We start from the raw sequence: 23142 nt of genomic DNA, 5'->3' as shown, positions 1-23142 counted from the left end.
GCAGAACAAGGACGGAGCAAACATGACGATGGATTATTTGAAAGCCCCCACAGTAGCACTGGGGACCTGGGCGTGGGGCGACAGCGGCGAGACCGGCGACGGTTACTTCGGCAGCCGCCTTACTCAGGCTGGCCTCGAAGAGGTCGCGGAAAAGGCGCATGCGAGCGGATTCACCCTGTGGGATACCGCCATGGTATACGGCATGGGCCGTTCAGAAACCCTACTTGGGGAGATACTCAAACGCTACGCCCGCAGCGGCTATCAGCTCTCCACGAAGTTCACCCCGCAAGCGGCAGGGACCGGTGATGATCCCGTGGCGGACATGCTGGAGCAGAGCCTGGCGCGCCTCGGCACCGACTACATCGACCTCTACTGGATTCACAATCCAGCCGATGTGGCGCGGTGGACTCCGCACCTGATACCGCTGCTGAAGAGCGGAAAGGTCAAACATGTCGGTGTCTCGAATCACAACCTGAGCGAAATCGAGCTCGCCAACCGGATCCTCGGAGAAGCCGGATTCCGGGTTGAAGCCATCCAGAACCACTATAGTCTCCTCTACCGCAGCTCCGAGCAAGCTGGCATCCTGGACTACTGCCGCAATCAAGGTATCCCGTTCTTCGCCTATATGGTGCTTGAACAGGGCGCCCTGACTGGCAAGTACAGTCCGGAGAACCCGCTGCCAAAAGGAAGCAGCCGGGCGGCTGCTTACAATGGCATGCTGCCTCAGCTAAAGGCGCTGACGGACATGCTCGCCTCGATCGGCCAGAAGCAGGATGCGGCCGCTCCCGATGTCGCGATAGCGTGGGCAATCGCCAAGGGCACAACGCCGATCATCGGCGTCACCAAACCCGATCATGTCGATAGTCTCGTCCGAGCCGGCAGCATCAGCCTCACCGGCGACGACATTGCAGAGCTGGAAGCGCTCGCTGACGCCGCGGACGTGAACACCCGCGGCTGGTGGGAAAAAGAGATGCAAGGCTGAAGCTCCGCTATCCTAAGATCTCGGAGCCGTTCCGACCAGTACCGCAGCCGATCATCTCGTTCTGCGGGACGATCGCCGGTCTCCCTGATTATACAAGTGCTCCGGAATGTGTTGGCGCATCTTGCAAGTTCCGGAGCGCGGGATGCCTCAAAGCACCTCGACCGTATCGCAGTACATACTTCCTTCTGAAATATATACAGCCGCAAACATTTGAGACGATGGAGAATGGATCGCCCAAAGTTTGAGTTGACCGTTTTCGATGGCGAGGCGACACTTGCAACCCAAAGCAAGGCAGGAGGAAGAGTGATGAATGAGCCAGACCGCTGGCGGCACATGGCAAGCGCTCCGAAAGACGGCAGTCGGATCCTTGTCACGATCCGCCCGTCAGAACAGGGGCCTGCAGAAGTTGACCTCGCATATTGGTCGAATGGCGATCAATTTGGTACGGAAGGCTGGCGCGCCTCCGATTCTTCACCCGGGCACATCATCGAATATGCCGAGCCGGAACTAAAATGCTGGATGCCGATGCCCTCGGCCAATCTCAATCGCACCTCAATGCCTTCACCTTGGGAAGGCGACAACGCCCAGCAACTCGACGGGTCGGGGATTTGAAAGCTGGCGCCGGCTTGTCGCGCGGATTCGATAACAAATTTGTATCAGGAGAAACGCGCGGCATCCATCAAGGCGACGCCGATAGCAAAACGGCGAGCCCCAGGCCCGGTTCGCGGCGATCGCGAAGAGCAGTCCGAAATTACCATTTGCAAGAGGATATGCATGTCAATGGCCAGCGCGCCGTTCATGCGCCTCCGGCTTTACCCATTCCCGCTTCACACGCGCCAATATCAAAAGCTGACTATGCGGCTGTGGTTCGAATGTCGTCGTAACTACTCATCGGCGCAGCTTGTCGCCATTCGCATGAGCGTTGATGAAGGATCCCAACAGGGGATTTCGTGTGATGCGCTCCATTCCCGCTCGGACCACTCATGCTGCAACTTGAATTTTAACGCGTTAAATAATAAATTTTCGCGCGCTACCTTTTATTGCAACACAAAGCGCAAAAGAACTTGTCGGGATTTTACGTCTCTGGTTGCGCTGCTTTCCACGTATGCGCATAAGGCATTCGTAGCGACGGCAGCTGGAAAAATGGTCGACTTTAGATGGAAAAATTGACGCATAAGACGATGGAGGATTTCGCGAAGTCCTGCGGTGTCTCCCGCCCTACCCTTTCCAAGTATTTCGACGATCCGACCAGTGTAAAACCGGCAACCCGCGCGCTGATCGAGGCGGCGCTTCGTTCGTCGGATTATCAGCCTAATCTTTATGCGCGGAACCTCAATCGCAAGAGAACCCGCAATATCGGCATCCTGGTTCCCGCCCTTACCGATCCCTTTTATGCAGAAATGGTCAATCGCCTGGAATTGCGCCTGCGCAACGAGGGTTACTGGCCGATCGTGTTCTCGTCGCACGGTTTGCCCGAACTGGAAGGCGAAGCGGTCAACACAATGCTGTCCTTGAAGGTAGCCGGTGCGCTTGTCGCACCATTGGGGAAGAAATCCGATCCGCGCACCTTTGAAAAACTCGCGCAGAACCTGCCCATCGTCTATTTCGACACTTATATCGAAGGCAATACGCCCTTCATCGGCAACGACAATTACCAGAGCGTCGCAACGATCGTGGAATATCTTTGCCGATCCGGAGAGGCGCCCGCCTATCTCGACATTCCGCATGTCAATCACAACTCACCCGAAAGGCTGGCAAGCTATATCGCCACCATGGAAGCCGCAGGCTGCGAGCCGCTGGTCATCAGCACCAGTGTTGCCTACACCTGGGAGTTCGAGCGCATCGGATACGAGCAGATGGATGGCCTGCTCCGCGCAAAGTCTCTTCCGCGCAAAACCATCCTTTGCGCGAATGATCGCCTCGCCTTCGGCGTGATGGCAGCCGCCTTCGCGCACGGGCTGAAAATCGGGCGCAAAAAGGGCGACAATCTGCGCATCGCGGCCCATGACGACCATCCCTTGAGCCGCTATACCTGCCCGCCGCTGACGACGATGGCTCAGGACTTCGCCGCGATGACGGCAAGCAGCGTCAGCACGCTTCTGATGCTGCTTGGAGATACGGACGTGCCCACCCAGTCGATCGCGCGCAAGGTCTGCCTGGATGGAACACTAGTCATGCGGCAGTCGGCCTAAGGCGACACCTGCTCTTCATCTAAATCAAGACAGCTTCGAAGCCGCGCCACGCCGCGACGGCCTCCTCCACTGCCCGCCGAGCCTCCGCCACATATCTCCCCATCGACACGAAACCGTGGATCTGCCCCGGCCAATGGCGATGTACCATACGCACCCCTTCTTCCCGCAATCGCCCGGCATAGGCGATACCTTCGTCGACCAGAATATCGTGTCCGGCGGTGGCGATGAAGGCCGGTGCTACTCCGGCCAAGGTCTCGGCTTGTAGCGGAGAAACCCTCCAGTCTGCTATATCGGCTGCAGTGCGAACGTAGTGATCGCGAAACCACCTCATTGTCGGGGCAGTCAAGCCGAAGCCTTCGGCATAACGGCGATAGCTGTCGGCCGTCTGGGCGGCGTCCGTATTGGGATAGATGAGCAGTTGCGCCGCGAGCGGCGGGGCATCGCCATTGCGTGACATCAATGCCAGCACGGCAGCAAGATTGCCGCCGGCACTGTCGCCAGCAACGGCGATCCTCCCGGGATCGATGCCGAGGTCCGCCGCCGATTTCACCACGAATGCCAAAGTCGCAGCGCAATCGGTCACTCCGGCGGGAAATTTGTGTTCTGGCGCTAGCCGGTAGTCGGGGCAGATGACAGTGCATTTGGCAGTATTGGCGAACCATCGGCAGATTTCGTCGTGCGATTCGAGATTGCCGATCACCCAGCCGCCGCCATGCAAATAGATGAGGCCCGGGCCATGCTTCAGAGGCGCACCGATGCCGCGATAGATGCGCAAGGCGATCGGACCGCTCGGGCCGGCAATCCCGCGATCCTCCAGCGAAGCGACCACCTCTCTTGCGCCCTGGAGCGTCGGACAATTCGCATCATAGTCGATACGCGCCTGCTGAGGTGTGCCGGTTTCGAATGGCCGACCGCTCGACCGACTGGTGAGAGCAAGAACGCGCAGCGCGCTTTCATCCAGCTTTTCCATTGGATTATCCCCTCTCTGCAGCGATCAGGCGAGAAGGCTGCGTGCTTCGTCTTCGTCAAGGCGCGGTGGCGGAGTGAATTGCGCGCCGATGCTGACCGACTGCCGGCTTTCCCCCGACTGGAGAATGGCCTCCATGATCTCGAGGACATGAAGGGCCAGCTCTCCCGACGCGCGGGGAGGTCTCCCCTCCTCAAGCGCTCGCGCAAGGTCGGCGACACCGAGCATGCGGTAATTCGCCCGATCCGGTGCATGGAATGGCCAGTTCCTCGCGCCGTAAAGCTCGCCGTCGCTTTCGAAATCATACCAATCGGCGCCCCGCTCGGATAGCGACACCGTTCCGCCGAACGTGTCCGGATCGGGCAAACGGAGCGAACCTTCGGTGCCATGAAGCTCGATTGGATGGTTGGAGTGGCGAAACACGTCCCAGGAGGCGCCGAAATTCACGGTCGCGCCGGATTGGAATTCCAGAAGCGACAGGATGTTTGTGGGAGTGCCGACCTTGAAGTGCGTATTCTTGAACGGGCCGTCGGCGGTGATCAGGCGTTCTTCCTGGCCCTTCGTCGCCATTGCCATGACCCGCACGACCGGACCAAGCAGGTTCACCATCATCGTCAGATAATAGGGGCCCATGTCGAAGACCGGGCCGCCGCCCGGCTGATAGTAGAATTGCGGATTGGGGTGCCAGTGCTCCATGCCGCGCCCCATCATGAAGGCAGTGCCGCTGACCGGCCGGCCGATCGCGCCCTCATCCATCAGGCGCCGCGCTCGGCGGCCTGCAGCGCCGAGGAACGTATCGGGCGCCGACCCCAGCTGCAATCCGCGGCGCTTGGCCTCCGCCACGAGAACCAGTCCATCGGCCGCCGACGTTGCCAGCGGCTTCTCCGTGAAGACGTGCTTGCCGGCAGACAGGGCCGACATCGTGACGTCGAAATGGACGGCGGGAACAGTGAGGTTCAGCACGAGATCGACTTCGGGATCGGCCAGCAATTGGTCGACGCTGAGCGCGCGAATACCATATTCCCGGGCACGCAGCGCGGCGACATCGGCGGATATATCGGCGCAGACGCGCAATCCGACACCGGCAAACAGCGCTGCATTGCGCAGATACGTCATCGAGATGTTACCGCAGCCGATGACGCCAATGCCGAGCTTAGCTTTTGAATTACCAGCCATATTACCCAATCCCCCCTGATCTACCACATCTGTTCGCCGCGCTTCGGCGCATCCGAACGATGACTCCCGGGTTGATTTAAAGCACCTTATTTCTTGACGCGCGATAAATTTTTATAAAACATATGCGAATACTGGCGTGGAGGTTTGGAGGTCGCCAGTCTTCCTGGGAGGGAAACATGACAGATATCAAGAAGACGCCGGCTTACTCCACGAGTGCCGGACAATCGATAATGCTTGATCGTCGTCAGCTGCTGTTGGGTGCCGCCGGCGCCGCCATCGGTACGGCAACGCTTGGAGTTGCTACAAGCCTTGGCATCCGCCCGGCGCGTGCCGCCGATCGGACGGAAATCAGCTTTGCCAGCGCCAGCTTCTTTGGCAAGGAAGGCCTCGGCGACCTCGTCAAGACGTTCAACGAGTCGCAAAACCGCATTACCGTCAAATTCATCGAACTGCCGCCGCCGAGCTCGTCGACGGAAGTCTATCAGGGCCTCGTCCAGCAGCTCGCCCGCCGCAACGGAACGCCCGATGTTTTCAGCCAGGACGTTATCTGGATCGCGGGTTTTGCATCCGCCGGCTGGGCGCTGCCGCTTGACGAGTATTTCCCGAAAGACAAGCGTGCCGATTATTTCCCCGGCACAGTGGCTGCCTGCACCTATGGCGGCAAGTTGACAGCGCTGCCATGGTTCGTCGATTCCGGCATGTTCTACTATCGCAAGGACCTCGTGGAAAAGCACGGCGGCAAGGTACCGGAAACCTGGGCCGACATGGCGACGATGGCGGCAGAGGCGCAAAAAGCCGGCGACGCCAAATTCGGTTATCTCTGGCAGGGCAAGCAGGCCGAGGTTCTGGTCTGTGACGCCGTGGAAATCATCGCATCCAACGGCGGCTCCATCCTGTCCGCAGATGGAAAATCTTCCGTCATCGGCGACGATGCCGCCGTTGCCGCGATCCAGTTCCTGTATGACACCATCAACAAGACGAAGATCAGTCCTCAGAACGTGCTCTCCTGGGACGAAGAGCCCTCTCGCCAGCCGTTTACGTCTGGTGAGGCGATGTTCATGCGCAACTGGTCCTATGTCTATCCGATCGCGCAGGATCCGAAGGCCTCGCATGTCGTCGACAAGGTGGCTGTCGCGCCGCTGCCGCATTTTGCCGGCGGCAGGAGCTCGGCCTGCCTTGGCGGCTACCAGCTGGGCGTCAATGCCAACTCCAAGAAGCGGGAAGCGGCGATCGAATTCCTGACCTGGATGTCTTCACCCGAAACCCAGACCCGGCTTGCCTTTAATTTCGGTCTTGCGCCCTCGCGACCTGCCATCTTCCAGGATGCGAAGCTCAAGGCCGAGCAGCCGTTCATGGCAAGTCTCCAGAACGTCTTCACCGGAGCCACGCCGCGGCCGATCACGCCGCAATATGCCAAGGTGACGCTGGCATTGCAGTCCAGCATCTCCAAGGCGCTGGTCAGCGGCAACGTCAAGGCCGAGCTTCAGGCAGCCGCCGCCCAGATCAACAAGATCGTCGGCTGAAATGGCCGTGACGATGACGGTTGCCGTTTCCGAGCCAACTCCAGGTAAGTCGAGGGCGCTGTCAAGCGCCCTCTGGCCCTGGCTGTTGCTGCTGCCGGCATTTCTTTCGCTCGCATCGGTATCCTTCTATCCGATCGTCAACGGCGTCTATCTGTCCTTCACCAACCGCTCGCTGATCACACAGGACAATGATTTCGTCGGTATCGCCAACTATGTGCAGCTGCTGGCCGATCCGCCGTTCTGGAATGCCTGGTGGCACACGATCTGGTTTACCCTGATCTCGACGTTGCTCGAAACCTTCATCGGCCTGGCAATGGCGCTGATCCTTTGCGAGACCTTCGCCGGCCGGGGCATGGTCCGCGCCGCCATGCTCGTGCCCTGGGCCATGCCGACCGTCGTGACGTCGAAAATGTTCGGCTGGCTCTTCGACGGTCAGCACGGCATCGTCAATTTCATCCTTCTGCATGCAGGATTGATCGACCAGAACGTCAACTGGTACGGGTCACCGGACACGGCGCTGACGACGATCATCCTTGCCGATGTTTGGAAGACCACGCCATTCATGGCGCTTCTTTTGCTGACGGGGCTGCAGACCGTTCCGAAATCGCTGATCGAGGCGGCACGCATTGATGGGGCAGGAGCCTGGACGATCTTCTGGCATATTCGCCTGCCGCTCCTGATGCCGACGCTGCTGATTGCCGGCCTCTTCCGTGCGCTCGATGCCTTTCGCGTTTTCGACCTCGTCTATGTGCTGACGGGCGGCGGCCCAGCCGATTCCACCGAGACGCTTTCGACGCTGTCCTACAAGGTACTCTTTTCGACGCTTCAGTTCGGCTACGGCTCTGCAGTCTCGACCGCCATGTTCATCACGGAAGGTCTGATCGCCATAGGCTTCTGCGTCTTCCTCGTGCGCCAGATCAGGAGGACGACATGAACGCAGAGCGCTCAGTCCTTCAAAACATCGCCATCTATCTTGGCGCGCTGTTCATCCTCATCTGGTCCGCCGGCCCATTCATCTGGCAGTTTTCGACATCGCTCCAGCTCGACAAGGCGCTGACCGAGGGAACGCCCTCGCTCATACCGAACCCGTTCACGCTGGAGCACTACTACAATGCCTTTGTAGAGAAAGGCCTTCATCATTACGTGCTGAATTCGCTCGTCGTTTCCCTTGCGACCACAGCACTTTGCCTGATCGTCGGTTCGCTCGCGGCCTTTTCGCTGTCGCGCCTCGATGTGAAGGGACGCTTCGGCATCCTGACGGTCATCCTTTCGGTATCGATGTTTCCGCAGATCGCGCTCGTCGGGCCTCTCTATCTCATCGCCTCCGATCTCGGGCTGCTCGATACCTATACCGCGCTGATCATCACCTATCTCGCGCTCGGATTGCCGCTGGTGACCTGGGTGCTGTTCGGCTATTTCGAAACGCTGCCGCGCGAGATCGACGAGGCGGCCCGCATAGACGGCGTCGGCCCTGTCGGTCTGCTCTGGCATATCATCCTGCCAATGTCGCTGCCGAGCCTAGTCACGACAGGCCTGCTTGCCTTCATTACCGCCTGGAACGAGTTCCTGTTTGCGCTGGCCTTCACGTCGGACAGCGACAGCCAGACGATCCCGGTCGGCATCGCCAATTTCACCAACCAATATTATGTGCCCTGGGGAGACATCGCCGCCGCATCGGCTGTCGTCACCATACCGCTCATCATTTTGGTGCTCTTCTTCCAACGACACATCATCGAAGGCCTGACCCAAGGCGGAATCAAGGAATAGCGGGAATGCGCAAGGACATAAAGGTCGGCTGCCAGACATTCACATGGGAAATGCTCGGCAATACCTGGACTGGAACGGCAGATGATCTGCTGTCGGCCATTTCCGTCGGCGGCTACTCCGGCCTCGAAATCACCGATACGATGATCGGTCGCTATGGCGCGGAGCCGCATGCCTTCGCGAATGCATTGAGGGATTGCGGCTTGACGCTCGTCTCCTTCGCCTTCGGTTCCAGGAGCGGCTTTACCGTCGCTGACGCCGTGAAGGACGATCTTGCGACGGCCAAGCGCTGGATCGATTATGCCGCGCATTTTCCCGGCGCGCTCGTTTCCATCGGCTCGGCAACCGTCGTTTCCGATGGCCCGCGAGATGAGAAGTTCGCCATTGCCGGCGAGTTCTACAATCGCGCCGGCGAACTGGGCAAGGCCGCCGGCGTTGAGGTCGCCGTACATCCGAGCTCGCATCACAATACGCTACTGTTCGACCGTGCCGATTACGACCGCATCTTCGCATTGTTGGATCCGAACCTGGTCGGGTGGGTGCCGGATACCGGTCATATCCTGCGGGGGCATGCCGATATGCTTGACACGATGCGCACCTATCAAGACCGTATCCGCTACCTGCATCTGAAGGATGTCGATGCGCAGGGCCGATGGGCGATGCTCGGCAAGGGCGTTCTCGATACGCCGGCCGTGATCGACCTCGTCTCGGCCGCTCCGCGCTTCAATGGCTGGCTGGTGCTGGAGGAGGAATCCGAGACGGCCAGCTCCGATCCTGCCGCTGCGGTCAAAGCCAATCGCCAAACCATGCGCGGCTACGGAGCATAAGGAGTAGAACCATGATCGAAAAGGAAAGTCGTCGTCTTCGCGTGGGAGTACTCGGCTGCGGCCCGATCGCGCAATTCGCACATCTCGAATCCTGCGCCAAGGCGAGAAATGCCGATCTTTATGCGATCTGCGACGCAGCCCCCGATCTTCTGGCCCGCATGGGCGCGACCTATGAGCCGCAGAAGATGTACGATGATTATGATGCCATGCTGGCCGATCCCGAGCTGGAGGCCGTGATCGTCGCGACATCCGACGCCTATCATGTGCCGATGTCGATCAAGGCGCTTGAAGCCGGAAAGCATGTGCTGTGCGAAAAGCCGATCGGAGTGTCCGTCGAGGAAGGGCAGCAGCTTGCCGAGGCCGTGCGCCGGTCCGGGAGGATCCTGCAGGTCGGCCATATGAAACGCTTCGATCCGGCGCTTGAGGCCGCGCGTGATTTCGTACGCGATGACATAGGCCAGATTTTTGCGATGAAGGCGTGGTATTGCGATTCCACCCATCGCTACACCAATACGGATGCGGTGCAGCCCCTGCCCGTCACCAGCAAGCTTGCGCGCAAACCATCAGGCAATCCCAAGGCCGATCTCCGGCAATATTTCATGCTCGCCCATGGCTCACATCTCGTCGATACCGCCCGCTTCTTCTGCGGTGAGATCGTCGCCGTGCGTGCCCGGCTTCTGGAACGTGCGGGTGCCTATTGCTGGTTCGTGGAGACCGAGTTTGCCAATGGTGCTCTCGGCCATCTGGACCTGACAGTTGCCGTGCGCATGGATTGGCATGAAGGTTTCCAGCTTTATGGCGAAAACGGCTCGGTTCTCGCAAAGACCTTCAATCCCTGGTACTTCCGCTCGAGCGAAGTGGAGATCTTTCACGAGAAGGATGCGACGAGTCGGAAGCCGCTCGGTGCCGACGGCCATTTCTTCCGCCGTCAGCTGGAAGGATTTGCAGATACGGCATTAAATGGCGCGCCGATGCGCGGTGCCAATGTCGAGGACGGCCTGGCCTCCATCCGCGCGATGGTGGCGATCGCCCGATCGGTGGAACGAGGCGAGCGCGTCGAACTCGCATCGGTCACGGGAGCGGTCTGATGCAGATCGGCATCTTCGCCAAGACCTTTCCCGGAACGGAGCCGCTCGGCGTTCTCTCGGCCGTGCGCAACAGTGGTTACGCATGCGCGCAGTTCAATCTCGCCTGCTGCGGTCTCCCGTCCATGCCCGATGCCGTTTCGGAAGAAATGATCGCGACCATCCGGGCAGCGGTCGAGGCGACGGGCGTCTCTCTTGCCGCCCTGTCCGGCACCTACAACATGGCTCACCCTGATATTGCTGTACGCCGAGCGGGCCTCGCCCAGCTCGCCGTCGTCATCGAAACGGCGGCGGCACTCTCGATTCCGCTGGTAACGCTTTGCACCGGAACGCGCGACCCGAACGACCAATGGGCTTATCATCCAGACAACGGCGATCTCTCCGCCTGGACCGACATGGCGGCTGAGATATCGAAGGCTCTGGAGTTGGCGGAACGGCATGGCGTCGATCTCGGCATCGAGCCGGAGCAGGCCAATATCGTCACCTCGGCACGCGACGCCCTGCGGCTGATCGACGAGATGGGATCGCGGCGGCTGCGCATCGTGCTTGATCCGGCCAATCTCTTCGAACAGGCAACACCTGCCAAGGCGCGGGCGATAATTGAAGAGGCGGTCGAAACGTCAGCCGGTCATATCGCCCTGGCCCATGCCAAGGATCGTTACAGCGATGGTCGCTTCGCAACCGCCGGACGGGGCGTGGTGGATTTTGCCGACTTCATCGCGCGGCTGCGCTCGGTGAATTTCGAAGGCCCGCTCGTGACGCATGGCCTTTCTGCTTCGGACGCACCGGCGGTTGCCGGCTTTTTCAAGGCGCTAATCTGATGGGCAAGAAATGGTTCAAGCGCGACGATGCGGAACTTGTCGTCTACGAGAATGGGCAAGGACTCCCCGTCATCTTCCAGCATGGCCTTGGCGGCGACGAGGCACAGGTTGCACAAAATGTTCCCGCTTCGGTAGACATGCACCGGCTGACGCTGGAATGCCGTGCGCACGGGGCATCCTCCCTCGGCAATACACGACCCTTTTCCATCCGCATGTTTGCCGAGGATGTTTTGGCCGCGGCCACCGTATACGGGTTCGATCGCTTCATCATCGGCGGCATTTCGATGGGAGCGGCCATTGCGCTGCACCTCGCTCATCATCACGCCCACCGGATTGCCGGGCTCGTTCTTGTGCGCCCCGCCTGGACCTTCGAGGCATCGCCGGGCAATCTCGCGCCGATCCGCACAGTGGCTGCCCTCATCCATTCGCATCCGATCGAGGAGGCCAAAAGGCTCTTTATCGCCTCTGAAACAGGACAGCGGATCGCCTCCGAGGCACCGGACAATTTCTCCTCCCTGCTTGGCTACTTCGACCGACCAGATGCTCTCGCCTTCGCCTCTGTTCTGGCTGATATCGCTGCAGACGGGCCGGAGGTGCCGCGGGCAGCAGCAGCCGCTCTTGCCGTGCCTGCCCTGATTATCGGCAACCAGCACGATGCGATCCATCCGCTCTCCTGCGCGCAGACGCTCGCCGATGTCATTCCAGGCGCGAGCTTTGTCGAAGTCACCGCCAAGGCTGTCGATAAAGATAAGCATTTTGCCGAGGTCCAAGACGCCATCGCGCATTTTCTAGCATCCAAAACACTCCGGAGCTTCGTTTCGTCATGACGTCCAGACCTCTTTCCGGCCCGGCGGCCATCGCAGCGCTTCCCCGCAACAGGCTTCTCGGCGAATTTTCGCTCTGGTCGGCCGATCTTGCCAATATGGAGACCGACCTCAAGCGCATCGAAACCTATGTCGATCTACATCACATCGATGTCGCCGATGCGCGCTTTACGCCGGGCTTCCTGTTCTTTCCTGATTTTGTCGCGCGCATCGCCAAGTCGACGGCGAAGCCGATCCACGTGCATCTCATGGTCGAGGCTGAAATCGTCGAGGAGCAGACACGCCAGTTCATAGAGGCGGGAGCGGATTTGATCAGCGTCCATGCCGAAAACGGCGATGCCGGCTTACGCGCCATTGCACTTGCCAAAGAGCTTGGCGCCGAAGCCGGCGTGGTGCTGCGGCTGGAAACACCCGTTTCAGCGATCGAGCCCTTTATCGATCACGTCGCCTTCGTGACGCTGCTCGGAACCTCGATCGGCGTCAAGGGACAAAGCCTTTCCGACAAGGCATGCGACCGGCTGCTCGAGGCGCGTTCTCTCCTGAAGAAGGCAGGCCGCGAGGATCGCGTAATTCTGGCCGCGGATGGCGGCATTCGCGAGCAGACAGTGCCACTCCTGCGCCAGGCCGGGGCACAGACGGTCGTTCTCGGATCGCTGGCATTCGGCGACAAGAATCTTGGCGACCGGATCGCCTGGCTGCATGGACTGGAGAGCCAGGTTTCGTGAAAAAGGTCGCTCTTGCATTCGATCTCGGTGGAACGGAGCTTCGCGCCGCACTTATCGATGATGCGGGATGCCTATTGTCGTTCTCGTCGCTATCGACGGATGCGGCCGGGGGTCCCGCAGCCGTCATCCGTCAGATCGAACTGCTGGCGGAAACGGTGTTGGCGGAAACGCCCGATCTTTCGCCGATCGGGATCGGGATCGGCGCGCCCGGTCCGCTCGATCCGGACGCCGGTATCGTCATTGCGGCCCCGACGCTGGTCGGATGGCATGAGGTCCCGCTGGCGGAGATTCTCCAAAACCATTTTCAGCTGCCCGTGCGGCTCGAAAACGATGCGAATGCGGCAGCTCTCGGGGAATGGCGATATGGCGCCGGCCGCGGGGCGGGATCGATGGTGTTCGTCACGGTATCGACCGGTATCGGCGGCGGCGTGATTGCCGATGGCCGGATCCTGCATGGCAGACGGGGCCTGGCTGCCGAGATCGGCCACATGACGATCACAAACGAGGGCGAACGTTGCTTTTGCGGCGCAGTCGGTTGCTTCGAGGCCGTCGCCTCCGGCACGGCACTCGGCAGGCGGGCGACGGTCCGCACCAGGCCGTCAGACGGATCGATACTGCGCAAGTTCGCCGCCGATGCCGACGTGACTGGACGACATGTCGTAGACGCCGCACGAAAGGGCGATGCCGATGCATTGGCGCTGCTGATCGACGAAGCGCGGTGGCTAGGGATCGGCTTTACAAACCTGCTTCATCTCTATTCGCCCGACGTGCTTGTCATGGGCGGAGGAATTTCGCATGGCTTCGATCTTCTGCACGACCAAGTGGCGGCGACGGTTCGCGAGCGCGCCATGCCCGCCTATCGCGACGTGCCGATCGTTGCCGCACAGCTTGGGCGCCATGCCGGTCTGATCGGCGCCGCCAGCCTCATCTTCGACGGCTACGGAAAGCCGCCCCGGAGTCGATGAGTCCCAAGGCGCGCCAGCGCGTGGCAGTTGGCCGCGCGATCGTTCGAAATCCGAAGATCTTTCCGTTCGACGAGCCACTTTCCAATCTCGATGCGGCGCTGCGCGTCAACATGCGGCTGGAGCTGATACGCCTGCATGACGAAGTGGCTGCAACGATGATTTACGTCACCCACGACCAGATCGAGGCAATGACATTGTCGATCGAATCACTCTTGACCCGCAATTTTCGGCCGATAGAAATGAACTGAGGCTTTGCAACCAATATCGTTGGTCAAGAAAGCTGGCTGGAGCCGCTACTTCTCAGACCCTGTCCTGTCTTGCGGAAAAGACCGACGATGATGACCTCGAGAACGCCACAGCTTGCCTTCGTCCTATCATGCCTGGGTGCTTTGAACGGATCGCACGCCATGGCACAGGAAGCAGCGGCTCCGCTGTCGGGCAGCTTTGCCGACCTATGCGCCGTCGACGGCGAGCATCCGTCGAAGCTCTGGCGGATCAGCAGCAGGCTGGACCCTGCCTTATGGAGATCGCGTATCGTTTGCGATCTCTCATCTCCTTCCAGGCCGATATTGCGCATCTCGGTGCATCCAGGTGATGCCCCCGACCAGAGTATCGGCGATGCGCCGACCGAACGGGTGGAAATTCAAATCAAGAAAGAGGTTATCAAATTCGATGAGCCGACGTGGTATCATTTTGCCTTCCGGCTCGAAGCCCCCTGGCGAGGGATCGGCAACCGCACCGTCATTCATCAGGTAAAGCAAAATATTCCAACGGAGGAGACGAAGCCTCTTGGAGCTTGCCAGGCGGCAAATCCATTGTTCAAAATCGAGGCTATACCATCGGAAACAGGGGCGAATTTCGTTGCCAAAGTGCGGGGTAGCGCCGACTGCAACGCCGGTCAATCCAAGATAATCTGTGGTCCCTGGCATCTCAATGTGGGTGACTGGAATGATGTGAATGTGATGCTGAAGCCGAGCCTGCAGGAGGGTGCGAGCTCCATACAGGTCTATCTCAACGGACGCGCCTGCGACTCCTCCTATACGGGGCGCCTCGGCTTTCTCGATCACGGTATGCGGCATCAAGACGGCCGCCCGTTCATCGACGTTCAGCCGCGCTTCGGGATCTATAGGGACACTCTTCCCGGCGTCGTGCAATCAGTTGACTTCGCGGATATCCAGTTCTGGTCGACGGACCCTTCCAGCGATCCCGCTTGGTCGAAACTGGCAGTATCCGCCGAGTAATCATCCGATCTTTTCGGATCGATGACAGAAACGCTCCGTGTGGCCGCCCGTTTGCGCATCTCCATCTGAACTTCAAAACAGGTCGGAAAATCTCGACTTTCAATCGCCGCTGCCACAATTACGCCCGCCGTTTCCGGAATTGTCTGCAGCACGCATGCCCCGCTCGCACGGGGTGCAATCCGATGCATTATTCGGGAAGTATGGTTATCACGTGAAGACTAAAAAATTTGTTCTTTTGCCCGCTCTGGCTTTACTGATGGCAGGCTCCGCCGCGCATGCGCAGGAATGGAGATATTTGCCGGATTATGGCGACGATCTGGATGGCGGCTATGTTGCTCCGCGCTATTGGCGGGAGGCACCGCCGCGTTATCGCGACGATCCGCGTCTCGACGACGGCTATTACTATCGGGGCGACCGTTACAACGACTATGACGATGAGGACGGCGATTTCCCGCCAGCCCCTCGTCCACGGCGCCAGGCTTCGATCGATCGGAATGCGGTGTCTCCCCAATTCAGTCCGGGCCTCAAGGACGACAAGCAGGCCAGTCTGGCGCAATCGCCGATCCCGCGCAGTGTTGTGCGTTTTTCCGGCTACGATCCCGGCACAATCGTTATCTCCACCAAGGAAAAGCGCCTCTATCTCGTGCTCAACGACGGAACTGCCCTCAAATACGGCATCGGTGTCGGCAAGCAAGGCTTCGCCTGGAAGGGCACCGAGACGATCAGCCGCAAGGCGGAGTGGCCCGATTGGACGCCGCCCAAGGAAATGATCGCTCGCCGTCCGGAATTGCCTGACCACATGGAAGGTGGGCTCAATAATCCCCTCGGAGCGAGAGCGCTCTATCTCGGTTCCACCCTCTACCGCATCCACGGCACCAATGAGCCAAACTCGATCGGCAAGGCGGTGTCGTCCGGCTGCATTCGCATGGCAAATCCGGATGTTATGGATCTCTATGGCCGGGTCGGCGTGGGAACAAAGGTCGTCGTTCTCTGACTGCACTCCGACCATGCATGGGTCAGCCTGGAGCAATTCCAGGATAAAGTGCGCAGCCGTTTCCGTAGGGAATTGCGTGAAGACAAAAGCTGGAGCGGTTCATATATTCGATGAAAAGCTCAACCGCTCTGGCAGGACCGGAAACGCACACCATTGGACGGGAAGGCAGTCATCACAGGCACCATGGCCGTGACCTGCATTTTGTCGCGCCTCGGCGCATCGCGGAAATCGGATTTTAGGCCACCGGTCTCTCAATTCGCATCCGAGCGGAATGAATAGCGGAGAGAGGAAGGGCGCGGACGAAATCATCGGCGCTATGCAAGCCCGGACTCCGCCATACGCGGAGCCATTCGCCTGCTGAACGAAGCCCGCCGATGCGAGCCGGCCAGATCGGAAAGCCGAGAACAATGAGCAAGGCGTTGTAAAAAACAGCACCTTGCCTCATTCAAAAGGCCACAGTCTAACTACCTGTAATCTTGAATTCATTAGCATATTCTTCCGAACGCAGTACATCGGCTTGGGAGGCCTCTGCCCCGTTGAAGAATTCCTGCAGGAGCCGGGTAATGCGCTCCGGCGATGTACCCTTGGCATATTCTTCCTGCATCCGGCGTCTGACCAGCATTTCCAAGACTGACATGTCTTTCACCTCATAATTCCGGCGCAAGGAAAATGTCGCTCTCAATGACGCGGGAGGCAAGTTACAGTTTTTTCATGGTCTTGATGGCTCGACGACAAGACTTCTGATCTCTTTCCGCCGCCTCGTGCCGGAAACGGTGCCGACCGAAGCGTGATCGATCTTTCACTTGCCAAATGGCGATGTATCGTAGAATTGAAAGCGGCCAATTGGTCGGTTGTTTGCGCTTCGTTAACCTGCGTGCTTTAGCGGGCCACACCCCGACCTTTGGATGATGTCGCCTGCAAGGAATGAATAATGCCCATAAAGAAAAGCTCTGCCTCTGACGTTTTCCAGCGCAAGATTTCGGATTTTTGCGATATGCGGCTCAAGCCGCTGCTTCAGCCGCGTAGCTTCGAGAATATCAAAGGCTTCATGATCGGCCTGATCGTTTTCCAGTCGCGTCCTCCCCTTCGGGCAGGACGTGTCGACTTCCAGGAAATTGCCTCGCTCTGCGGCATGGACGAGGAGATGAGCCCGGAATTCAAGCGGGCTGCCCAGCCCGGCTTCGACGCTATTCTTCGCTGGCTGGGAGCTGCCAAGTCCAATACGGCCCGCATTTCGCCCGTCGTCGCGAAGGCCCCTTTGCGGGTCCCCGGCAAAGCCATGCCAGCCCAGACCGCGCGCCGCGCTCTGGCCTCCTGATACGAACTGCATACCGGCCCGCTTCAGCGGACCGGTATGTCCTTTACCCGCCTCGACAGATCGCAAAAACCTGTACAGTATAATACCAGTAGCAAACAGGGCGACATTTTCGTCGCCATGCCATCAAGGGAAAGTCTGCCTTGGCAACTGATATTATTGAGCTGGTCAAGAAAGAGCTTGCTTCCGGCACAGAGGGGATGCCGCTCTACAAGCAGCTGAAGAGCGCGATCGAAACCGCCATCCGCAGCCACGCCTTCAAATCCGGCTCGGTATTGCCGGGTGAGCGATCGCTTGCGGAAACCCTCTCCCTGTCGCGCGTCACGGTTCGAAAAGCACTCGCCATGCTGGAGGAGGAAGGCATGTTGAGCCGACGGCAAGGTGCCCGCAGCGAGATTGGCTCGCGCGTCGAAAAATCGCTTTCCACCCTCACCAGTTTCTCCGAAGACCTGCGCGCTCGTGGAATGGAGCCCGGTTGCGTCTGGATTTCCAAACAGTTAACCCGACCTTCGCCGACGGAGATGATGGCGCTTGGCATCTCAGCCAATGCGCAAGTCCTGCGGATGCGCCGCGTGCGAACAGCCGATGGCGCACCGATCGCAGTCGAACATGCCGCCGTACCCGTGCGCTTCCTTCCCTCACCTTCGTTCGTCGGCGATTCCCTCTATGAGGCGCTGGCCGAGCGCGGCTTTCTTCCTAGGCGTGCCGTCCAGCGCATGCGCGCGCGCGCCGCCTCGCCCGAGGATGCGCAGCATCTGCGCTGCGAACCGGGCGCACCGATCCTGACGACCGAGCGGCGTTGCTTTCTAGCCGACGGAGAGATCGTCGAATATTGCGAGACCCGCTACAAGGGCGAGGTCTATGATTTCGTCTTCGAGCTGCAGAGATAATACCAGTTTAAAACCGGTTGCTTTCTGGTGATCATTCTCTATCGTTGCGCTCCGAAAGGGGTGCCGAATGCGCAAGGAAGATCTCAATCTGAGCCTCATTGTCTCATGCCAGCCCGTACCGGGCGGAGCGATGGATGAGGCCATTTTCGTTAGCGGCTTTGCGCGTGCGGCTCTGGCCGCTGGCGCCCGTGCCTTGCGCATCGAGTCGGCGGCTTACGTTGCAGCCGTCAGGGCGGCCGTCGACGCGCCGATCATCGGCATCGTCAAGCGTGACCTCGATGACAGCCCGGTGCGCATCACTCCCTTTATCACCGATGTTGAGGCGCTGGCCGATGCCGGCGCCGATATCATCGCCTTCGATGCGACCGATCGGCCTCGCCCGGCAACGATCGAAGCGCTGATTGCCGCCATCAAGGCCCGAGGTCTGCTGTCAATGGCGGATTGCTCGTGTGTTGGGGATGCCAAACGCGCTCTCGATGCCGGCGTCGATTTCGTCGGCACGACCATGTCCGGCTATGTCGGCGGCCCCGAACCGGTGGAGCCGGATATCGCGCTGATTGCCGCCATGCGGGAGCTCACGCCCTATGTGATCGCCGAAGGCCGCATCCGCACGCCCGAACAGGCGGCGGATGCCGTGCGGGCCGGTGCCTGTGCCGTCGTCGTCGGATCGGCAATCACGCGCACCGAGCATGTGACACTCTGGTTCGACGACGCTGTTTCCGCTGCCTTTTCCGCGCGTGATGACGCAACGCTGGCGATCGATATCGGCGGCACGAAGACCCTGGCGGCCCTGGTCCAGGGCGGGCAGGTACTTGATAAGGCGACCATCGCGACCAGCCGGCAGGCAGGCCCGGACGCCTGGCTGGCCGCCGTCGCCGAGCACGCAAAGTCCTGGGTCGGTCGATATGAGCGCGTCGGCATCGCCGCAACCGGCTTGATAAACGACGGCTGCTGGTCGGCCCTCAATCCCGCGACACTCGCAATTCCGGACGGTTATCCACTGGTGGCACAGGCCAGCAAAATCTTCGGCAAGCCGGCTCTCGCCGTCAACGATGCTCAGGCTGCAGCCTGGGGCGAACACAGGTTCGGCGCGGGCGACAACGAGGATATCGTCTTTTTGACCATATCGACGGGCATCGGCGGCGGCATCGTAATTAATGGGCGGCCGCTATTGGGTCTGGCAGGTCATTTCGGCCTGCTTCGCGGACCGATGCACGGCCAGTCACCACTGGAGGACGTCGTTTCGGGTCGGTGGATGGCGGCCGAAGCCGCCCGCGCCGGGCATCCGGCCGAGGCACCCGAGATCTTTCGAAAGGCACGCGAAGGTGCCGGCTGGGCCGAAGCGATCATCATGCAGTCGGCGTCACGCGTCGCGCTTCTATGCCGTGACATCCAGATGATGCTCGCGCCGAAACGCATCGTTATCGGCGGCGGTATCGGTCTGGCATCCGGCTATCTCGACGCTGTCGGTACGCAACTCGAGGGGTTGCCGCCACATGTGGCACCGCGCCTGGTCGCCGCAAGCCTCGGCTCCAATGCCGGCATCATCGGCGCGGCAGATCTTGCTGCACGCCATCGATGAAAAGATCTGCTCAATTCAACAAACAACGATAAGGAAAGGGAACAAAATGAAATTCAAGCACATATCGTCCACACTGCTTGCTCTCATGCTGTCGGCAACGGCCCTACCAGGACTTGCCAATGCCAAGGTCGTCGTGCTCGGCTGGCCGGGAGGCTCAGAGGAAACGGCGCTGCGCGCCACCGCCGATCTCTACAACAAGACGGCATCGGATGCCGACAAGGTCGAGCTGCTGTTCTTCAATCGCGACGGTTTCTTCGACAAGCTGCAGGCCGACATGGCAGCCGGCTCGAACGCCTTCGACGTCAATCTGGTCGCGACCTATTCGATCGGCCGCTATGCACCTTACATGGAGCCGATCGAGCTTAATGCGGATGCCTCCAAAGTGTTCGGCGACACGGTGCTGAAAACGATGCAGTTCGATGGCAAGCAATATGGCGTGCCGACGGACCTGTCGCTGCATTTCATGTACTACCGCAAGGATCTCGTTGATGCCCTTATCGCCGATCCCGATGCCAAGACCAAATATGCCGAGATCTCCAAGAAATATCTCGGCAAGGAGCTGGCGCCGAAGCAGCCCGACGACTGGACCTGGGATGATTGGGCAGCGACTTCGCTCTATTTCAGCAAACAGGTGAACCGCCAGAGCCCGGTCCGCTATGGCACCGTGCTGCAGATGAAGAACCTTCTCTTCAATATGATGGTGTTCCAATCCCTGCCGCGCTCCTATGGCGGCGACTGGATGAACGCGAGCGGCAATGTCACGATCGACTCGGATGCCTACAAGACGGCACTGAAGCTCTATAAGACGCTTTACGATGCCGGCGCATCGCCGAAGGATTCGCTGAGCTACGAATATGCCGAAACCAATGCCGCCTTCAGCTCCGGGCAGGCCGCGACTGCCCTGCAATGGAATGCCGCAGCGGCCGAGCTCACCGATGCAAAGAAGTCGCCTGCCGTCGCCGACGCCACCGGCATCGTTGCGCCGCCGGCCGGGCCGAACGGTCGCGTCGACCATATCCACGGTCTCGGCCTCGGACTGAACAAGAACGCGCAGAACAAGGAAGGCGCTATCAAGTTCCTCAAGTGGCTGTCCTCCGAGGATGCGGCCCTTGCCTATGCGCGTGCCGGCGGTTCACCGGCGCTGACGCCGGATGTCGTCGCCAAGGTGGCCAAGGAGCGTCCCGATCTCGTGAAGCTCGGCGAGTTTGCCAGCAAATATGGCTACGTCATGACGGGGGCCACCTCGGCCAAGGCGCTATCGGTCTACGAGCTGCAGGCCAAGGAATTCACGGGCTACTGGTCGGGTCAGCAGAGCCTTGAGGATGCGCTTGCCCATACTAAGGCAGGCATGCAGGATTTCTTGAAGAAATAAGGAGAAGGCCGGGTGCCGGCTTCGGAGCAATTCCAGGAAAAGTGTATTGCGGTTTTCCGTCCGGTATTGCGTAAAAGCAGAGGAATAGAGCCTTTTCGCGATTCGACGAAAAGTGAAAAGGCTCTCCCGGCATCCGGCCAATGCGGCTGAAACCCATGGCTCTTGTAAAACGCGCCGAAGGCAGGCTCTACCTGGCACCGTTGGTCGGGTTTCTGCTGCTGTTCCTCGGCTTCCCGGCTCTTCTCAATCTTCTCTATTCCGTTTCGACCGTTTCGTTCGAGACGTTGCGCAGTCCACGGATCAGCGGTCTCGGCAATTACGTCACAGTGCTGACGGAAACCGCATTCTGGCAATCCGTCTGGTTCTCCTTCCGCTTTGGCATCATCACGGCTATCTCGGAATGCCTGCTCGGCCTTTTCCTGGCGATCTTTCTGAAGCCGCTTCTATCGGCACGGCCTGTTCTGATGGCTCCGCTGATGCTGCCGCTGATGGTCGCACCAGCCATGGTCGGCCTGATGTATCGCCTCGTGCTGCATGAATTTGCCGGACCTGTGCCCTATTATCTTTTCGAATGGTTCGGCGACAGCCCGGCTTTCCTCGACTATCAGAACGCCTTCCGCACGCTTGTCGTCGTCGAAGTGCTGCAATGGACACCATTCGCCTTTCTGCTCTTCTACGTCGCCTACATCGCCATTCCCGAAGATGTGCGCGAGGCTGCAGCGCTCGATGGTGCGACCGGTCTGCAGCGGCTTTGGCGTATCGAATTGCCCCTGATGCTGCCGACGCTGACCGTCGCCTTCTTCATCCGCTTCATCGACGGCTTCCGCGTGTTCGACAATGTCTACGCCCTGACCGGCAGCGGGGCCGGTGGATCGACGACCTCATTGTCGATCTACATCTACCAGGCCTTCTTCAAGGAAGGCGCCATCGGCAAGGCGGTGGCGGCATCCGTCGTCCTGTTCATCACTTCATTGCTGGTTCTCTACGGCCTGAACTGGCTTGGCGCGCGAAGGAAGAGATGAGATGCTGAAATTCCTACGTTGGATCGTTTATGGTATCGTGGTCTTCGCGACGAATTTTCCGATCCTCGTCACCCTCATTACTTCATTCAAGACTACACGCGAGATCTCCAATAATCCCGGCCTGTGGATCGAACAGCCGACCTTCGACAACTACGTCAAGGTATTGACGGACACCGAGCGCTTCAACATTTTCCTTTATCTCGCAAACAGCGCCGCGGCAGCGCTCATCGGCACCCTGCTGGCGATCGTCCTTACCTTCCCGGCGGCTTACGTGATCGCCCGTAGCGAGACCGGACAAAAGCTCCTGCTTCCGCTGGTTATCAACCTTCGCGCCGTGCCGCTGGTCGTTTTCGCGATCCCACTTTATATGATGTATCAGTGGCTTGGCCTGCTCGACACCCGGATCGGCCTTGGGCTTATTCTGACGATCGTCAATATCCCCCTGGCCCTGGTCATGCTGGTCAATGCCATATCCGACATACCGATAGAGCTCGACGAGGCCGCGACGGTCGACGGAGCCAACGTCTTCCAGATCATGATCAGGGTCATTCGTCCGGTGATCCGCCCCGCGCTCGTCACCACCTTCATCTTCGGCTTCATCACTGCCTGGAACGAATTCCTCTTCGGGCTGATGCTGACGACCAACCGCGCCGTGCCGATGACGGTCGGCGCCTCCTTCTTCTTCGCGGCCAGCGGCGGCGGCGTGCAATGGGGGCTGGCATCCGCCGTCATGATCCTCGGCGCCTTGCCGCCAGCCTTGCTCGGTCTCGTGATGTATCGCCAGCTTTCAGGTTCGATGACGGCAGGCGCCGTTAAAGGTTAGGGGCAACGCGCCTTGCGACTGCGCATAGCTTAAAGCTGGAGCGAGGCTTCTG

General features: G+C 59.7%; 23 protein-coding genes and 1 pseudogene. 21 read left to right on the top strand and 3 right to left on the bottom strand.

The window, feature by feature from the left end:
• Nucleotides 1–22: 22 nt before the first annotated feature.
• From FBZ99_RS25365 to FBZ99_RS25355, 3 genes are all read left to right on the top strand, one after another.
• Nucleotides 23–982 (top strand): aldo/keto reductase, encoded by a 960-nt coding sequence (locus FBZ99_RS25365; protein ID WP_113395936.1) that lies wholly within the window; start codon nt 23–25, stop codon nt 980–982.
• A gap of 306 nt (nt 983–1288) precedes the next feature.
• On the top strand, nt 1289–1594 hold the full coding sequence (locus tag FBZ99_RS25360; protein WP_113395940.1) for a hypothetical protein: 306 nt from the start codon (nt 1289–1291) through the stop codon (nt 1592–1594).
• A gap of 545 nt (nt 1595–2139) precedes the next feature.
• On the top strand, nt 2140–3174 hold the full coding sequence (locus tag FBZ99_RS25355; RefSeq protein ID WP_113389544.1) for a LacI family DNA-binding transcriptional regulator: 1035 nt from the start codon (nt 2140–2142) through the stop codon (nt 3172–3174).
• Between the two features lie 19 nt (nt 3175–3193).
• Here FBZ99_RS25355 and FBZ99_RS25350 read toward each other — a convergent pair whose 3' ends face one another.
• Both FBZ99_RS25350 and FBZ99_RS25345 read right to left on the bottom strand, forming a co-directional pair.
• Nucleotides 3194–4144 (bottom strand): alpha/beta hydrolase, encoded by a 951-nt coding sequence (locus FBZ99_RS25350; RefSeq protein ID WP_113389543.1) that lies wholly within the window; start codon nt 4142–4144, stop codon nt 3194–3196.
• A gap of 24 nt (nt 4145–4168) precedes the next feature.
• Entirely contained in the window at nt 4169–5317 is a 1149-nt protein-coding gene (locus FBZ99_RS25345; RefSeq protein WP_113389542.1) for a Gfo/Idh/MocA family protein, read from the bottom strand.
• 176 nt (nt 5318–5493) lie between these two features.
• Here FBZ99_RS25345 and FBZ99_RS25340 point away from each other — a divergent pair, with 176 nt between their 5' ends.
• From FBZ99_RS25340 to FBZ99_RS25285, 12 genes and pseudogenes are all read left to right on the top strand, one after another.
• Complete coding sequence (locus tag FBZ99_RS25340; protein ID WP_113395934.1) at nt 5494–6840, top strand: ABC transporter substrate-binding protein; 1347 nt, start codon at nt 5494–5496, stop codon at nt 6838–6840.
• A gap of 13 nt (nt 6841–6853) precedes the next feature.
• A complete protein-coding gene (locus FBZ99_RS25335) occupies nt 6854–7774 on the top strand; it encodes a carbohydrate ABC transporter permease (RefSeq protein ID WP_371864883.1) in 921 nt (306 codons plus the stop codon).
• Complete coding sequence (locus tag FBZ99_RS25330; RefSeq protein WP_113389539.1) at nt 7771–8607, top strand: carbohydrate ABC transporter permease; 837 nt, start codon at nt 7771–7773, stop codon at nt 8605–8607. The genes FBZ99_RS25335 and FBZ99_RS25330 overlap by 4 nt, the downstream gene beginning before the upstream one ends.
• A 5-nt stretch (nt 8608–8612) precedes the next feature.
• Nucleotides 8613–9431, top strand: coding sequence for a sugar phosphate isomerase/epimerase family protein (locus FBZ99_RS25325; RefSeq protein WP_113350999.1), 819 nt, complete (start codon nt 8613–8615; stop codon nt 9429–9431).
• 11 nt (nt 9432–9442) lie between these two features.
• Nucleotides 9443–10519 carry a Gfo/Idh/MocA family protein gene (locus FBZ99_RS25320; protein ID WP_113350998.1) on the top strand — a complete coding sequence of 359 codons (1077 nt, stop codon included), beginning with the start codon at nt 9443–9445 and terminating at the stop codon, nt 10517–10519.
• Entirely contained in the window at nt 10519–11337 is an 819-nt protein-coding gene (locus FBZ99_RS25315) for a sugar phosphate isomerase/epimerase family protein (RefSeq protein ID WP_113350997.1), read from the top strand. The genes FBZ99_RS25320 and FBZ99_RS25315 overlap by 1 nt, the downstream gene beginning before the upstream one ends.
• Nucleotides 11337–12164: an alpha/beta fold hydrolase gene (locus FBZ99_RS25310; RefSeq protein ID WP_113350996.1), complete on the top strand. Its 828-nt coding sequence runs from the start codon at nt 11337–11339 to the stop codon at nt 12162–12164. Before FBZ99_RS25315 ends, FBZ99_RS25310 begins: the two co-directional genes overlap by 1 nt.
• Nucleotides 12161–12886 (top strand): ribulose-phosphate 3-epimerase, encoded by a 726-nt coding sequence (locus tag FBZ99_RS25305; protein WP_113350995.1) that lies wholly within the window; start codon nt 12161–12163, stop codon nt 12884–12886. Before FBZ99_RS25310 ends, FBZ99_RS25305 begins: the two co-directional genes overlap by 4 nt.
• Nucleotides 12883–13851, top strand: coding sequence for an ROK family protein (locus FBZ99_RS25300; protein WP_113350994.1), 969 nt, complete (start codon nt 12883–12885; stop codon nt 13849–13851). The genes FBZ99_RS25305 and FBZ99_RS25300 overlap by 4 nt, the downstream gene beginning before the upstream one ends.
• A 5-nt stretch (nt 13852–13856) precedes the next feature.
• Nucleotides 13857–14051 (top strand): annotated as a pseudogene (locus tag FBZ99_RS25295) (ABC transporter); the annotation flags it as partial.
• 135 nt (nt 14052–14186) lie between these two features.
• On the top strand, nt 14187–15092 hold the full coding sequence (locus FBZ99_RS25290) for a heparin lyase I family protein (protein WP_113350993.1): 906 nt from the start codon (nt 14187–14189) through the stop codon (nt 15090–15092).
• Nucleotides 15093–15348: 256 nt separating this feature from the next.
• Nucleotides 15349–16086 (top strand): L,D-transpeptidase, encoded by a 738-nt coding sequence (locus FBZ99_RS25285; RefSeq protein ID WP_308936544.1) that lies wholly within the window; start codon nt 15349–15351, stop codon nt 16084–16086.
• A gap of 460 nt (nt 16087–16546) precedes the next feature.
• On the opposite strand, the gene FBZ99_RS33270 is transcribed toward FBZ99_RS25285, so the two are convergent.
• A complete protein-coding gene (locus tag FBZ99_RS33270) occupies nt 16547–16723 on the bottom strand; it encodes a hypothetical protein (protein WP_173002461.1) in 177 nt (58 codons plus the stop codon).
• A gap of 294 nt (nt 16724–17017) precedes the next feature.
• Here FBZ99_RS33270 and FBZ99_RS25280 point away from each other — a divergent pair, with 294 nt between their 5' ends.
• From FBZ99_RS25280 to FBZ99_RS25255, 6 genes are all read left to right on the top strand, one after another.
• Entirely contained in the window at nt 17018–17404 is a 387-nt protein-coding gene (locus FBZ99_RS25280) for a hypothetical protein (protein ID WP_113350991.1), read from the top strand.
• A gap of 197 nt (nt 17405–17601) precedes the next feature.
• Nucleotides 17602–18291 (top strand): GntR family transcriptional regulator, encoded by a 690-nt coding sequence (locus FBZ99_RS25275; RefSeq protein WP_112721997.1) that lies wholly within the window; start codon nt 17602–17604, stop codon nt 18289–18291.
• Nucleotides 18292–18358: 67 nt separating this feature from the next.
• Nucleotides 18359–19873 (top strand): putative N-acetylmannosamine-6-phosphate 2-epimerase, encoded by a 1515-nt coding sequence (locus FBZ99_RS25270; RefSeq protein WP_113350990.1) that lies wholly within the window; start codon nt 18359–18361, stop codon nt 19871–19873.
• Nucleotides 19874–19919: 46 nt separating this feature from the next.
• On the top strand, nt 19920–21245 hold the full coding sequence (locus FBZ99_RS25265) for an extracellular solute-binding protein (protein ID WP_113350989.1): 1326 nt from the start codon (nt 19920–19922) through the stop codon (nt 21243–21245).
• Nucleotides 21246–21400: 155 nt separating this feature from the next.
• On the top strand, nt 21401–22267 hold the full coding sequence (locus FBZ99_RS25260) for a carbohydrate ABC transporter permease (RefSeq protein ID WP_113351080.1): 867 nt from the start codon (nt 21401–21403) through the stop codon (nt 22265–22267).
• 1 nt (nt 22268) lies between these two features.
• Nucleotides 22269–23090 (top strand): carbohydrate ABC transporter permease, encoded by an 822-nt coding sequence (locus FBZ99_RS25255; protein WP_113350988.1) that lies wholly within the window; start codon nt 22269–22271, stop codon nt 23088–23090.
• The last annotated feature ends 52 nt before the right edge of the window (nt 23091–23142 follow it).

Source organism: Rhizobium sp. ERR 1071 (assembly GCF_007828675.1).
Taxonomy (GTDB): Bacteria; Pseudomonadota; Alphaproteobacteria; order Rhizobiales; family Rhizobiaceae; genus Rhizobium; species Rhizobium dioscoreae.
This window is presented reverse-complemented; position numbering and strand designations above follow the sequence as displayed.

Coding starts and splice junctions, on each gene's coding strand:
- FBZ99_RS25340 (WP_113395934.1), top strand. CDS start 5,494: ATGACAGATATCAAGAAGACGCCGGCTTACTCCACGAGTGCCGGACAA.
- FBZ99_RS25345 (WP_113389542.1), bottom strand. CDS start 5,317: ATGGCTGGTAATTCAAAAGCTAAGCTCGGCATTGGCGTCATCGGCTGC.
- FBZ99_RS25360 (WP_113395940.1), top strand. CDS start 1,289: ATGAATGAGCCAGACCGCTGGCGGCACATGGCAAGCGCTCCGAAAGAC.
- FBZ99_RS25325 (WP_113350999.1), top strand. CDS start 8,613: ATGCGCAAGGACATAAAGGTCGGCTGCCAGACATTCACATGGGAAATG.
- FBZ99_RS25260 (WP_113351080.1), top strand. CDS start 21,401: ATGGCTCTTGTAAAACGCGCCGAAGGCAGGCTCTACCTGGCACCGTTG.
- FBZ99_RS25330 (WP_113389539.1), top strand. CDS start 7,771: ATGAACGCAGAGCGCTCAGTCCTTCAAAACATCGCCATCTATCTTGGC.
- FBZ99_RS25355 (WP_113389544.1), top strand. CDS start 2,140: ATGGAAAAATTGACGCATAAGACGATGGAGGATTTCGCGAAGTCCTGC.
- FBZ99_RS25265 (WP_113350989.1), top strand. CDS start 19,920: ATGAAATTCAAGCACATATCGTCCACACTGCTTGCTCTCATGCTGTCG.
- FBZ99_RS25305 (WP_113350995.1), top strand. CDS start 12,161: ATGACGTCCAGACCTCTTTCCGGCCCGGCGGCCATCGCAGCGCTTCCC.
- FBZ99_RS25365 (WP_113395936.1), top strand. CDS start 23: ATGACGATGGATTATTTGAAAGCCCCCACAGTAGCACTGGGGACCTGG.
- FBZ99_RS25285 (WP_308936544.1), top strand. CDS start 15,349: ATGGCAGGCTCCGCCGCGCATGCGCAGGAATGGAGATATTTGCCGGAT.
- FBZ99_RS25255 (WP_113350988.1), top strand. CDS start 22,269: ATGCTGAAATTCCTACGTTGGATCGTTTATGGTATCGTGGTCTTCGCG.
- FBZ99_RS25275 (WP_112721997.1), top strand. CDS start 17,602: ATGCCGCTCTACAAGCAGCTGAAGAGCGCGATCGAAACCGCCATCCGC.
- FBZ99_RS25335 (WP_371864883.1), top strand. CDS start 6,854: ATGACGGTTGCCGTTTCCGAGCCAACTCCAGGTAAGTCGAGGGCGCTG.
- FBZ99_RS25290 (WP_113350993.1), top strand. CDS start 14,187: ATGATGACCTCGAGAACGCCACAGCTTGCCTTCGTCCTATCATGCCTG.
- FBZ99_RS25350 (WP_113389543.1), bottom strand. CDS start 4,144: ATGGAAAAGCTGGATGAAAGCGCGCTGCGCGTTCTTGCTCTCACCAGT.
- FBZ99_RS25320 (WP_113350998.1), top strand. CDS start 9,443: ATGATCGAAAAGGAAAGTCGTCGTCTTCGCGTGGGAGTACTCGGCTGC.
- FBZ99_RS25270 (WP_113350990.1), top strand. CDS start 18,359: ATGCGCAAGGAAGATCTCAATCTGAGCCTCATTGTCTCATGCCAGCCC.
- FBZ99_RS33270 (WP_173002461.1), bottom strand. CDS start 16,723: ATGTCAGTCTTGGAAATGCTGGTCAGACGCCGGATGCAGGAAGAATAT.
- FBZ99_RS25315 (WP_113350997.1), top strand. CDS start 10,519: ATGCAGATCGGCATCTTCGCCAAGACCTTTCCCGGAACGGAGCCGCTC.
- FBZ99_RS25280 (WP_113350991.1), top strand. CDS start 17,018: ATGCCCATAAAGAAAAGCTCTGCCTCTGACGTTTTCCAGCGCAAGATT.
- FBZ99_RS25310 (WP_113350996.1), top strand. CDS start 11,337: ATGGGCAAGAAATGGTTCAAGCGCGACGATGCGGAACTTGTCGTCTAC.